Origin of the sequence: Actinoplanes sp. NBRC 103695 (assembly GCF_030269485.1) — a bacterium.
In the GTDB taxonomy this organism is placed as follows: domain Bacteria; phylum Actinomycetota; class Actinomycetes; order Mycobacteriales; family Micromonosporaceae; genus Actinoplanes.
Map to the genome: position 1 here is coordinate 249,846 of NZ_BSTL01000005.1, position 12,674 is coordinate 262,519.

The 12,674-nt window shown below is 70.3% G+C and carries 9 protein-coding genes; 7 read left to right on the forward strand and 2 right to left on the reverse strand.

Features of this window, described 5'->3' with window-relative positions; all coding sequences use genetic code 11:
• Window positions 1–6: 6 nt before the first annotated feature.
• On the forward strand, window positions 7–819 hold the full coding sequence (dapF, locus tag QSK31_RS10045; RefSeq protein WP_285683016.1) for a diaminopimelate epimerase: 813 nt from the start codon (window positions 7–9) through the stop codon (window positions 817–819).
• Window positions 819–1,535, forward strand: a complete 717-nt coding sequence (locus QSK31_RS10050) for a glycerophosphodiester phosphodiesterase (RefSeq protein WP_285683018.1) — start codon at window positions 819–821, stop codon at window positions 1,533–1,535. Before dapF ends, QSK31_RS10050 begins: the two co-directional genes overlap by 1 nt.
• Here QSK31_RS10050 and QSK31_RS10055 read toward each other — a convergent pair.
• Entirely contained in the window at window positions 1,532–2,983 is a 1,452-nt protein-coding gene (locus QSK31_RS10055; RefSeq protein ID WP_285683020.1) for an NAD-dependent malic enzyme, read from the reverse strand. The genes QSK31_RS10050 and QSK31_RS10055 overlap by 4 nt on opposite strands.
• Window positions 2,984–3,158: 175 nt before the next feature.
• Between QSK31_RS10055 and hflX the strand changes: the two genes are divergently transcribed.
• Window positions 3,159–4,559: a GTPase HflX gene (gene hflX / locus QSK31_RS10060; protein ID WP_285683022.1), complete on the forward strand. Its 1,401-nt coding sequence runs from the start codon at window positions 3,159–3,161 to the stop codon at window positions 4,557–4,559.
• Window positions 4,560–4,640: 81 nt separating this feature from the next.
• A complete protein-coding gene (locus QSK31_RS10065) occupies window positions 4,641–6,746 on the forward strand; it encodes a hypothetical protein (protein ID WP_285683024.1) in 2,106 nt (701 codons plus the stop codon).
• 418 nt (window positions 6,747–7,164) lie between these two features.
• On the opposite strand, the gene lexA is transcribed toward QSK31_RS10065, so the two are convergent.
• Window positions 7,165–7,935 carry a transcriptional repressor LexA gene (gene lexA / locus QSK31_RS10070; protein WP_285683026.1) on the reverse strand — a complete coding sequence of 257 codons (771 nt, stop codon included), beginning with the start codon at window positions 7,933–7,935 and terminating at the stop codon, window positions 7,165–7,167.
• A gap of 256 nt (window positions 7,936–8,191) precedes the next feature.
• Between lexA and QSK31_RS10075 the strand changes: the two genes are divergently transcribed.
• The 3 genes from QSK31_RS10075 to QSK31_RS10085 all read left to right on the forward strand — a co-directional run bounded on the left by QSK31_RS10075 (window position 8,192) and on the right by QSK31_RS10085 (window position 12,598).
• Complete coding sequence (locus QSK31_RS10075) at window positions 8,192–8,506, forward strand: LysM peptidoglycan-binding domain-containing protein (protein WP_285683027.1); 315 nt, start codon at window positions 8,192–8,194, stop codon at window positions 8,504–8,506.
• Window positions 8,507–9,101: 595 nt separating this feature from the next.
• Window positions 9,102–9,620 carry a transcriptional regulator NrdR gene (gene nrdR / locus QSK31_RS10080; protein WP_285683030.1) on the forward strand — a complete coding sequence of 173 codons (519 nt, stop codon included), beginning with the start codon at window positions 9,102–9,104 and terminating at the stop codon, window positions 9,618–9,620.
• Window positions 9,621–9,700: 80 nt separating this feature from the next.
• The gene (locus tag QSK31_RS10085; protein ID WP_285683032.1) at window positions 9,701–12,598 is read left to right on the forward strand and encodes a vitamin B12-dependent ribonucleotide reductase; all 2,898 of its coding nucleotides are present in this window, start codon (window positions 9,701–9,703) and stop codon (window positions 12,596–12,598) included.
• Window positions 12,599–12,674 lie beyond the last annotated feature (76 nt).

The window sequence follows — 12,674 nt, forward strand, 5'->3', positions numbered from 1 at the left end:
GTGCCCGTGTTGTTCACCAAGGGTCACGGCACCGGCAACGACTTCGTGATCCTGCCGGATCCGGACGGCGCTCTCGACCTCACCGACGACCTGGTTCGCCGGTTGTGCGACCGCCGGTTCGGCATCGGCGCCGACGGCGTGCTGCGCGTCGTCCGCACCGCCAAACACCCCGACGCCGCCGATCACGCCGCCGACGCCGAGTGGTTCATGGACTACCGCAACGCCGACGGCTCGATCGCCGAGATGTGCGGCAACGGCGTCCGCGTCTTCACCCGCTACCTGCTGCACCACGGGCTCGCCGAGGTGTCGGCCGGCGGCCTGCCGATCGCGACGCGAGCCGGGGTGGTGCGCGCGGTGGTCCGGGGCGACCTGATCTCCGTGCACATGACAACCCCTCGGGTGTACGCGGCGAGCACGGCGACCACCGGTGGCTTCACGATGCCCGGGGTGGCCGTGGACTGCGGCAACCCACACCTGGTCTGCTCGCTGTCGGCCCCGCTCGACGCCCTCGACCTGACCGTGGCGCCGGAGCACGACGAGGCGCTGTTCCCGCACGGTGTGAACGTCGAGTTCGTCAACCCGGTCGGCGACCTGCACGTCCGGATGCGGGTCCACGAGCGCGGCTCCGGCGAGACCCTGTCCTGCGGCTCCGGCGCCCTGGCGGTCGGGGCGGTGACCCTGCGCGACGCGGGCCTGTCCGCCGGCGTCGCCACCGTCGACGTGGCCGGCGGCACGCTCACCGTGACCGCCACCGAGTCGGGGGAGTGGTGGCTCGCGGGACCGGCGGTGCTCGTGGCGACGGGAGAGGTAACCCTCTGATGCACCGCGTCGCGCATCGTGGCTACTCCGCGGTGGCGCCCGAGAACACGCTGCCCGCCCTGGCCGCGGCGGTGCACGGCGGCGCCACCCACATCGAGTTCGACGTGCGTACCACCGCCGACGGCGTGCCCGTGGTGATCCACGACCGGACGGTCGACCGGACCACCGACGGTTCCGGCTACGTCTGGGACCTGACCCTCGCCGAGATCCGCGCCCTGGACGCCGGCTCCTGGTTCTCCCCGGCCTTCCGCGGCGCGCGGGTGCCGCTGCTCGCCGAGGTGATCGACCTGCTCGCCACGTCGCCCGGCGTCGAGCTCCTGCTGGAGATCAAGCCGCCCGCCTCCGCCGAGGAGGTCGAGCGGATCGTCGAGATGCTGGGTGACCTGGCCGGCCGCACCATCCTGCAGAGCTTCGACCCGGAGGTCGTCCGGCTGGCCCGGGACGTCGCCCCGAGAGTGCGGCGCGGCCTGCTGCGGCTGCGGTTCGAGGCGGACACGGTCCCGCTCGCGGCCTCGCTCGGCGTCGTGTGCTGCAACCCGTCCGTCAAGGACGTCCTCGGCGATCCGGCGACGGTGGCGTCGCTGGTCGCGCAGGGCATCGACGTGATGCCCTGGACGGCCAACGACATCACCGAGTGGACGGCCCTGGCCGAGGCCGGCGTGGCCGGTCTGATCACCGACCACACCGGCGAGTTGACCGGCTGGGCCGCCCGCTAGAAGGTCTCTTCGGGAGCCTCGTCGACCTCCACCGCGGCGGCGTTGGCCGGAGCCGGAGCGCCCTTGACCACCGCGCGGATCGCGGCCGCCACCGCCGGGGTCACCCGCGGGTCGAAGACGCTCGGGACGATCACCGTCGGGTTCAGCTTGTCCTCGCCCACCACGTCGGCGATCGCCCGGGCCGCGGCCAGCGCCATCTCCTCGGTGAACTCGGAGGCGGCGGCGTCCAGCATGCCGCGGAACACGCCCGGGAAGGCGAGCACGTTGTTGATCTGGTTGGGCTGGTCGGAGCGGCCGGTGGCGACCACCGCGGCGTGCTGCCGGGCCTCCCGCGGATCCACCTCCGGGTCGGGGTTGGCCAGCGCGAACACGATCGACTTGTCCGCCATCCGGGCGATGTCGTCGCCGGTCAGCAGGTTCGGGGCGGAGACGCCGATGAAGACGTCCGCGCCCACGATGGCGCCGGCCAGGTCACCCGAGTAGTTGTCCTTGTTGGTGTTGTCGGCCAGCCACTGCCACGTCTCGTTCAGGTCCGCCATGCCGCGGTGCAGGGCGCCCTTCCGGTCGTACGCGATGATGTCGCCCACGCCCTGACGCAGCAGCAGCTTCATGATCGCCGTGCCCGCCGCGCCCGAGCCGGACACCACCACCTTGACGTCGGCCATGTTCTTGCCGACCACCCGCAGCGCGTTGGTCAGCGCCGCCAGCACACAGATCGCGGTGCCGTGCTGGTCGTCGTGGAACACCGGGATGTCCAGCAGCTCACGCAGCCGGGCCTCGATCTCGAAGCACCGCGGCGCCGCGATGTCCTCCAGGTTGATCCCGCCGTACGCGGGTGCGATCGCCCGGACGATGTTGACGATCTCGTCGGTGTCCTGCGTGTCCAGCACCACCGGCCACGCGTCCACCCCGCCGAACCGCTTGAACAGCGCGGCCTTGCCCTCCATCACCGGCATCGCCGCGGCCGGGCCGATGTTGCCCAGCCCGAGCACCGCCGACCCGTCGCTGACGACGGCGACCGTGTTGCGCTTGATGGTCAGGCGGCGCGCGTCCGCCGGGTTCTCCGCGATGGCCATGCACACCCGCGCGACACCAGGCGTGTACGCCCGGCTCAGCTCGTCCCGGTTGCGCAGCGCGACCTTCGAGCTCACCTCGATCTTGCCACCCAGGTGCAGCAGGAAGGTCCGGTCGGACACCTTCCGGACGTCCACCCCGTCCTGCTCCTCCAGCTGTTTCACGACCTGATCGGCGTGGCCGGAGTCGGCGGTGTCACAGGTGAGGTCGACGAGAACGCGCGTGGTGTCGGAGTCCACCACGTCGAGTGCCGTCACGATCGCGCCGGCCTCGCCGACGCAGGTGGTGAGTCGGCCGATCGACGACGCGTCGGCCGTCACCGCGATCCGGATCGTGATCGAGAATCCTGCGCTGGGCAGGCGGGTGGTCACCACGGTGGTCCCTCCGTCGTTGGCGGGTGTGTCACCGCATTCTTGCGCGTCAGGAATAGGAACTTCCAATTCGGTGGTTACTGATGCGTCAGGCACTGTCATTACAACTTCCGGACCGGTTATGTGGATGCGCTCGGTGCGCGGGTCTGCCACGATCGGTGCCGAGGAGGTCACACTTTTGCAGACTCAATTCTCTGAACCCGACGTCACCACCGGTGATCTTGAGCTGGAGGAGCGCCACTCGCTGCGGCGGGTCGCCGGACTCTCGACCGAGCTCACCGACATCACCGAGGTCGAGTACCGGCAGCTCAGGCTGGAGCGGGTCGTCCTGGTCGGCGTGTGGACCGAGGGCGGCGTCACCGACGCGGAGAATTCGCTGGCCGAACTCGCCCTCCTCGCCGAGACCGCCGGATCGCAGGTCCTCGAGGGCCTCATCCAGCGCCGCGGGCGGCCCGACCCGGCCACCTTCATCGGCCGCGGCAAGGTCGACGAACTGCGCGACGTGGTGCTCTCCACCGGCGCCGACACGATCATCTGCGACGGCGAGCTGTCTCCGTCCCAGCTGCGCAACCTGGAACAGAAGACCAAGGTCAAGGTCGTCGACCGGACCGCGCTGATCCTGGACATCTTCGCCCAGCACGCCAAGAGCAAAGAGGGCAAGGCGCAGGTCGAGCTGGCCCAGCTGCAATACCTCCTGCCGCGGCTGCGCGGCTGGGGTGAGTCGCTGTCCCGTCAGTCCGGCGGCTCCGGGCGCGGTGGCGGCGCGGGCGGCGGGGTCGGCCTGCGCGGTCCCGGTGAGACCAAGCTCGAGACCGACCGCCGCCGGATCAACACCCGCATCGCCAAACTGCGCAGAGAGATCAAGGCGATGCGTACGGTGCGGCAGACGAAGCGTTCCCGCCGCACCCGCAACGGCGTGCCCGCCGTGGCCATCGCCGGCTACACCAACGCCGGCAAGTCCAGCCTGCTCAACCAGCTGACCCAGGCCGGCGTTCTGGTGGAGGACGCGCTGTTCGCCACGCTCGACCCGACCACCCGGCGGGCCGCCGCCGAGGACGGCCGCGTCTACACCCTGTCCGACACGGTCGGCTTCGTCCGGCACCTGCCGCACCACATCGTCGAGGCGTTCCGCTCGACGCTGGAGGAGGTGGCGTACGCCGACGTGGTCCTGCACGTGGTCGACGGCGCGCATCCCGACCCCGAGGGCCAGGTCAGCGCGGTCCGCGAGGTGCTCCTCGAGGTCGGCGCGGAGAAGCTCCCCGAGCTGCTGGTCATCAACAAGACCGACGCGGCCGACGAGGAGACCCTGCTGCGCCTCAAGCGCACCTGGCCGGAGGCCGTCTTCGTGTCGGCGCGGTCCGGCTCGGGCATCGAGGAGCTCCGCAAGGCGATCGAGGCGAACCTGCCCCGACCGGCGCTCGAGCTGACCGTGCTGCTGCCGTACGACCGAGGTGACCTGGTCGCCCGGATCCACCGCACCGGCCAGGTCCTCACCACCCGTCACGCGGAGGACGGCACGGAGTTCCGGGTCCGCGTCGATGAACAACTCGGCGCGGAATTGTCCGCGTTCACGTTGTGATCGATGGCGCGCATCGGACGCCTGAGCTGTGGTGATCCACGCGTAACACAGGCACGGGACGCCGCATGCGACACTGATCGGATGCGGCGTCTCGTGGTGTCGGTTCTCTGTGCCTCCGGGCTCATCATGACCGGCGCCGGCACCGCCTTCGCGGAGGAGGCCCCTGGGGGCGCCGCGCAGGCACCGGCCGGCAAGAAGGTGTGCAAGGTCACCGATGAAAAGCTCGAAGGTCTGTCGGGCATCGTGGCGACCGACGACGGCTTCGTCGTCGTCAACGACAGCAACCCGCTGAGCAGCCGGAAGCGTGTCTTCTTCCTGGACGCCAAGTGCAAGATCACGGACGACGTCCCGTACAGCGGCAAGGGCCCGCTGGACACCGAGGACATGGCCCTGTCGCCGGACAGCAAGACGCTGTGGATCGCCGACATTGGCGACAACGACAAGAAGCGCGAGACCGTCGGCCTGTGGGTGATGCCGGCCACCGGCAAGTCCGAGCCCGATCTGTACCGCCTGAAGTACCCCGACGGCGCCCATGACGCCGAGGCGCTGCTGCTCAACGGCGACGGCACCCCGATCATCGTGACCAAAGAGGTCGGCAAGGCCGCCGGCGTCTACGTGCCGGCCGCCAAGCTCAAGAAGAACACCGACGACGGCGTCCCGCTCAAGCGCGTCGGCGAGGTGCCGGTGCCGCCGAGCAACACGGCCGGCAACAACGTCGCGCGGCTGGGCAGGGGGACCATCGTCGGCGGCGCGGTCTCGACCGGCGCGACCAAGGCGGTCCTGCGGACGTACACCGACGCCCTGGAATGGACCGTCACCAACGGCGACGTGGTCGGCGCGCTGAAGGGCAAGCCCCGGGTTACCCCGCTGCCGAACGAGCCGTGGGGCGAGGCGATCGCCTACAGCCCCGACGGCAAGTTCTTCTACACGGTCAACGACATGGAGAACTCACCGGTCGAGGGCGCCGCCAACAACATCCTGCGCTACACCCCCGCCACCGGCGAGGCGCCGGTGGTGAAGAACGCCGCGGGCGCCGAGACCGACAAGAAGACCGGCCCGTCCTGGTTCCAGAGCCTGGACCTGAACGACATCACCTACCTGGTCGGCGGCGTCGGCGTGCTCGGCCTGATCCTGGTCGGCGTCGGCATCTTCGGCATCCGCCGGCACCGCAGGAACGCCCCGCCCGAGCCGGCCGTGCTGAAGAAGAAGTCCGGCCCCGACGACGGGCCCGTGCCGGCCGACGCCGCGACCGAGCTGCTGGCGGTCGGCGGCGCGGCCTCCGGGCCTGGCGTCTACGGCGCCGGTGGAGCCGCCCGCGGCGGCGGCGGTCCTGGTGGAGGCGGCCCTGGCGGTCCTGGCGTGTACGGCGGTAAGCCCGCGGCCGGTGGACCCGGTGTCTACGGCGGTGGCCGGCCGTCCGCCGGTGCGGGCGCTGGTCGTCCCGCTGCCGCCGGTCGTCCTGTCGCCGGTGCCGCTGCCGGTCGCCCTCCCGCGGGTGGCGGTCAGCGACCTCCGGCCGGTGCTGGCCCGCGGCCTCCGGCTGCTGGTGGGCGTCCGCCCGTGGTCAACGGGCGGCCCGGCGGGGGTCGACCTGCTGCTGGTGGCGCTCCGCAAGGTGGTCGCCCGGTCTCGGGTGGTGCTCCTGGTGTGCGTCCCGCTTCGGGTGGCGCGCCCGGTGGTCGTCCGGTTCCCGGCGGTGCTCCTGGTGGTCGCCCGGCTGCGGGTGGTGCTCCTGGTGGCCGTCCCGCTTCCGGTGGTGCTCCTGGTGGGCGTCCGGCTTCGGGTGGTGCTCCTGCTCCTGGTGGGCGTCCCGCTTCGGGTGGTGCACCGCAAGGTGGCCGGCCGGCGCAGGGTGGCGGGCGTCCTCCCCAGGGTGGCGGACGTCCTCCCCAGGGTGGTCAGCCGCGTCCTCCGCAAGGTGGTCAGCCTCGCCCCGCCCAAGGCGGTCAGCCTCGGCCACCGCAAGGCGGCCAGCCCCGCCCGCCGCGTCCCCCGCAGGGTGGTCAGCCTCGCCCGCCGCAGGGTGGTGGCCGTCCCCCGCAAGGTGGTCAGCCCCGCCCGCCGCAGGCCAACGGCCGCCCCACCGGTGGTGGCAGTGGCGTCTACGGCGGTGGCGCGCCGCCGTCCGGTGGCCGCTCCCGCGACGTGGACGACGACCAGAACTACGGCCGCACCTACGGCCGCTGATTCCGCCCCTATCTCGAACGGTCGGCCCCGCATCAGGGGTCGACCGTTTCATTGTGGGGTCAGTTCTCCCAGCCGCATCGGACCGCGAGTCCGTGCCGAAGAAGTTGATCTTGAGCCGGTCGCGGCCCCCGCCGCCACCCCCACCCCTGATGGGTGGGCGTGACGGTAGCGCGCGAATATGACGTTCCGAAGCGTTGTCCACAGGCGCCATGCGCTGTCCACAGGCCCCAGCGCCGTCGCCTCGTCCACCGGCCGCATAGCTTGTCGCCTCGTCCACCGGCCGCGAAGCTGTCGCCTCGTCCACCGGCCGCGAAGCCGTCGCCTCGTCCGGGCCGAGCAGTCGTGCACGCCGAAGCCCGAACGAGCACGCCCGATCGGAGATCCGCGTGTCGGCCGACGCCGGCCCGCACCGGCGGCCTCAGATGCGGCGCAGCACCGCGACAACCCGCCCCATGATCGTGGCGTCGTCGCCGGGGATCGGGTCGAAGGCCTGGTTGGCCGGCATCAGCCAGACATGCCCGTCCCGCTCGCGGTAGGACTTGACCGTCGCCTCGCCCTCGATCATCGCGGCCACGATGTCGCCGGACGTGGCCGTCGGCTGCTGGCGGACCACGACCCAGTCGCCGTTGCAGATCGCGGCGTCGATCATCGAGTCACCCTTGACCTCGAGCATGAAGACGTCGCCCTCGCCGACCAGCTCGCGTGGCAGCGGGAAGAAGTCCTCCACCGCCTGCTCGGCGAGGATCGGCCCGCCGGCGGCGATCCGGCCGACCAGGGGCACGTAGGCCGGTGTCGGCCGGGCCTGGCGCAGCGTCTCGTCGTCGACCAGGTCGCTGGGGGAGCGGACGTCCACGGCGCGCGGCCGGTTGGGGTCGCGGCGCAGGAAGCCCTTGGTCTCGAGCGCCTTCAGCTGGTAGGCCACGCTGGACGGGGACACCAGCCCGACCGCCTCGCCGATCTCGCGCACGCTGGGCGGGTAGCCGTACTGCTCGACCCAGTTGCGGATGAACTCGAGGATGCGTCGCTGCCGCGCGGTCAGATCGTTGGTCACCACATCGGGGAACTGGCTGACCGAGGCGGGCGTCACCGAGCGCAGCTGGGGCGCGTCGGCGCTGCGGGCGCGGCTCGGCGACCGCCGCCGCGGGGTCGCGGGGTTCTGCTGCCGGCTGGTCCGGTCGTCGGTCGACACGTTGCCCTCCCTTGATCTCGGCCAGGGTTCTGGCCAAGTGCCGTCGGCCGGCACGCGGTGCGTTTCCGGGCCTGCCGGAACGTGCCCGGCCGACCCCTTCTGAGGAATGACCCTATGGGCGCGGTGCGACAGTTTCAAACATCTGTACGACTTTGCTTCGGCGTGTCGCTCAGAAGTGCTCGACTTCAGCACACGTGTTCTGATAAACCGTCGTACGGGCGTTCGATCGAACGCGCGTACGAGGAAGGTGAAACCCATGGTCACGACCGCTTACCGCCGGCCGCCGCTGCGACTCACCCAGCGCGGGCGCGCCGTGGTGCTGACCTTCTTCATCGGGATGTCGACGGCCGCCAGCGCGTTCCTGCTCGCCACCGCCTCGCGCGCCGACGAGCCCGCGAGCGGCCCGGCGCCGTCGGTGGTGGTGCAGCCGCACGACACGCTCTGGTCCATCGCGACCCGCACCGCGCCTCGCCGTGACCCCTATGCCGCGGTGGCCGAGATTCAAAAGATCAACAACCTCGAGGGGTACGTCGTACATCCCGGCCAGACGCTCGAGCTTCCCCGTGGCTGACCCGGACGGCGTGGAAGCGACCGCTCCGGCGTGATGAGAGTCCCCCCGGCCGCGGAGTCCCGGCGTGACTAAAGCGGCGTCCCGGCGTGACAGGAGCGGGTCCCGGCGTGGCAGGTGCGGCGTCCCGGCGTGACGAGAGTGCACCGCTGTGGCGCCCTGCGTGGCCGGCTTGCCGCGGCCGTCCGCGTGGCGAAGGGCCCGCGACACGCCCGGCCGAAAACCAGCTTGGCGCGCGTGGCCGAAACGTGACGACGCCCACCCGTCCGCGCCACATCGCCGGAAACACGACAGCTGAAGGACGGCAAATCGGACGCCGTCAGAGCGCCAAGTGATCTCCTGTACACGGCACGTGTCGACAACAAATTCGCGGCACCCCGACACGGAAATCCACGGCACGCCGACGCGCCGGTCGGCTTGCGTCGGCGTCGGCATCGGCCTAACTTTGACCCCAACATCTAGTAGTTACATGGCTGTAAGTCATCCACAGGTTGGGGTCGGAACCCCCAGGTTCTCCACACGTTATCCACAGCGCCGCACCCAGGCTGGCGCTGTTTCGGCGTGCCCGGAGGGCGATCCGAGGCAGAAGGGAAGTCCGGTGCGCTGTCCGTATTGCCGCCACGCCGACTCGCGCGTGGTCGACTCGCGTGAGGCCGACGACGGTCAACTGATCCGTCGCCGCCGCTCATGCACCGAGTGCGGCAAACGGTTCACGACGGTTGAGGAAGCAGTGCTCGCCGTCGTCAAGCGCAGCGGCGTCACCGAGCCGTTCTCGCGGACCAAGATCATGAGTGGTGTTCGCAAGGCGTGCCAGGGCCGGCCGGTGGATGAGGACTCGATCGCGCTGCTGGCGCAGAAGGTCGAGGAGACGGTCCGGGCGAAAGGCGCGGCGGAGATCCCGAGTCATGAGGTGGGTCTCGCCATCCTCGGGCCGCTGCGCGACCTGGACCAGGTGGCATACCTGAGGTTTGCCAGCGTCTACAAGTCGTTCGACTCGCTCGACGAGTTCGAGAAGGAGATCGCCGACCTTCGCACGGCGGCCACCGGGCGGGATGTGACGGTGCCACACGCCGTCTCCACCACCCGGGCGGGGCGGCCGCCCAAGGTCATTCAGTAAGGGCCGAAGGTCTTCAGTAAGGGACTGCCGGGGCAACGGGCAGCGTTCATCAGTAGTGGCAGGATTCGAGGGGGAGCACCATGGCCGGTGACGGCATCACAGCAGGTCGGCAGCGCAGCCGTAACAACGGCTCGAGCGCGCCCACGGGGGGTCTGCGCGTCGAGCGGGTCTGGACGACCGAGGGCGTCCACCCGTACGACGAGGTGGAGTGGGAGCGCCGTGACGTCGTCATGACGAACTGGCGGGACGGCTCGATCAACTTCGAGCAGCGCGGCGTGGAGTTCCCGGTCTCCTGGAGCGTGAACGCGGCGAACATCGTGACCACCAAGTACTTCCGCGGCGCGGTCGGCTCCGGCCAGCGCGAGTGGTCGCTCAAGCAGCTCATCGACCGCGTGGTCAGCACGTACCGCGCGGCGGGGGAGAAGCACGGCTACTTCACCTCCACGGCGGACGCCGAGCTGTTCGACCACGAGCTCACCTGGATGCTGCTGCACCAGGTCTTCAGCTTCAACTCGCCGGTCTGGTTCAACGTCGGCACCGCGTCGCCGCAGCAGGTCAGCGCCTGTTTCATCCTGTCCGTGGACGACTCGATGGACTCGATCCTGGACTGGTACAAGGAGGAGGGGCTGATCTTCAAGGGCGGCTCCGGCTCCGGGGTCAACCTGTCCCGCATCCGGTCCAGCCGGGAGCTGCTCTCGTCGGGCGGCACGGCGAGCGGCCCGGTCAGCTTCATGCGCGGCGCGGACGCCAGCGCGGGCACCATCAAGTCGGGCGGCGCCACCCGGCGCGCGGCCAAGATGGTCATCCTCGACGTGGACCACCCGGACATCGAGGAGTTCGTCTACACCAAGGCGCGCGAGGAGAACAAGATCCGCGCGCTGCGGGACGCCGGCTTCGACATGGACCTCGGCGGCTCCGACATCGTGTCCGTGCAGTACCAGAACGCCAACAACTCGGTGCGGGTCAGCGACGAGTTCATGCGCGCGGTCGAGGAGGGCACGACCTTCGACCTGCGTGGCCGGCTGCACGGCGAGGTCATCGACACGATCGACGCCAAGAAGCTGTTCCGTGACATCGCTCAGGCCGCGTGGGAGTGCGCCGACCCGGGCCTGCAGTACGACGACACCATCAACGACTGGCACACGAACCCCGAGACCGGCCGGATCACCGCGTCCAACCCCTGCTCGGAGTACATGTCGCTGGACGACTCGTCCTGCAACCTCGCCTCGCTCAACCTGATGAAGTTCCTCAAGGCCGACGGCGGCTTCGAGGTGGAGAAGTTCGTCAAGAGCGTCGAGTTCATCATCACCGCGATGGACATCTCGATCTGCTTCGCGGACTTCCCGACCCAGCGGATCGGCGAGACCACGCGGGCCTACCGCCAGCTCGGCATCGGGTACGCGAACCTGGGCGCCCTGCTGATGGCGACCGGTCACCCGTACGACTCCGAGTCGGGTCGCAGCGTGGCCGGGGCGATCACCTCGCTGATGACCGGTACGGCCTACCGCCGCTCGGCCGAGCTGGCCGGCGTGGTCGGCGCGTACGACGGCTACGCCCGCAACGCCGAGGCGCACCAGCGCGTCATGCGCAAGCACGCCGCGGCCAACGACGGCATCCGCCCGCAGGGCGTCGTCGCGACCGAGATCGTCCGTGAGGCCACCAAGCAGTGGCAGACCGGCAACAAGATCGGTGCGAAGAACGGCTGGCGGAACGCGCAGGCCTCGGTGCTCGCGCCGACCGGCACGATCGGCCTGATGATGGACTGCGACACCACCGGCATCGAGCCCGACCTGGCCCTGGTGAAGTTCAAGAAGCTGGTCGGCGGCGGCTCGATGCAGATCGTCAACCAGACGGTCCCGCGGGCGCTGCGCAGCCTCGGCTACCCCGAGGAGCAGGTCGAGGCGATTATCGAGCACATCTCCGACCACGGCCACGTGGTGGACGCGCCCGGCCTCAAGCCGGAGCACTACAGCGTCTTCGACTGCGCCATGGGCGAGCGGACCATCGCCGCGATGGGTCACGTGCGGATGATGGCGGCGGCTCAGCCGTTCCTGTCCGGCGCCATCTCCAAGACGGTCAACATGCCGGAGTCGGCGACCATCGAGGAGATCGAGGAGATCCACTTCCAGGGCTGGAAGCTGGGCCTCAAGGCGCTGGCCATCTACCGCGACAACTGCAAGGTCGGCCAGCCCCTGTCGGCGGCGAAGCCGAACAAGGCAGAGGCGCCGGCCGAGGCGGAGAAGGCCGTGGAGAAGGTCATCGAGTACCGCCCAGTCCGCAAGCGGCTGCCGAAGAAGCGCCCGTCGGAGACGGTGTCCTTCTCGGTCGGCGGCGCCGAGGGCTACCTGACCGCGTCGTCCTACCCGGACGACGGCCTCGGCGAGGTCTTCCTCAAGATGTCGAAGCAGGGCTCCACCCTGGCCGGTGTGATGGACGCCTTCTCGGTGGCCATCTCGATCGGCCTGCAGTACGGCGTGCCGCTGGAGACCTTCATCAGCAAGTTCACCAACATGCGCTTCGAGCCGGCCGGCATGACGGACGACCCGGACATCCGCATGGCGGCGTCGGTGATGGACTACATCTTCCGCCGCCTGGCGCTGGACTTCCTGCCCTACGACAACCGCGCCGAGCTGGGCATCTTCACCGCCAAGGAGCGGGCGGCCCAGATCCAGGCGGAGATGGCGGCCGAGGCGTCGGCCTCGGCGGTCGACCTGGCAGGCATGGCGCAGTCCGCGCCGGTGTCCGCCCCGGTCGGCGCCGCGTCCGCACCGCATGCGGAGGCGCCGCAGGCTGAGGCGGCGTCGGCCAAGGCCGAGGAGACGCCGGCGAAGCCCGCGCACTCCTCGACCGAGCTGCTCGAGATCGTCACCGGCCACGCTTCCGACGCGCCGCTCTGCTTCACCTGCGGCACGAAGATGCGCCCGGCCGGCAGCTGCTACGTCTGCGAGGGCTGCGGCTCCACGTCCGGCTGCAGCTGATCTGATACACAGATACGTCCCCGGGCCACGTCGGCCCGGGGACGTTCTGTTTCTCGGGAGTTCCCCGCACTGAGGG

Excerpts from the sequence above, each read along its gene's own strand:
- QSK31_RS10050 (WP_285683018.1), top strand. The coding sequence starts at position 819 with ATGCACCGCGTCGCGCATCGTGGCTACTCCGCGGTGGCGCCCGAGAAC.
- QSK31_RS10065 (WP_285683024.1), top strand. The coding sequence starts at position 4,641 with ATGCGGCGTCTCGTGGTGTCGGTTCTCTGTGCCTCCGGGCTCATCATG.
- QSK31_RS10075 (WP_285683027.1), top strand. The coding sequence starts at position 8,192 with ATGGTCACGACCGCTTACCGCCGGCCGCCGCTGCGACTCACCCAGCGC.
- QSK31_RS10085 (WP_285683032.1), top strand. The coding sequence starts at position 9,701 with ATGGCCGGTGACGGCATCACAGCAGGTCGGCAGCGCAGCCGTAACAAC.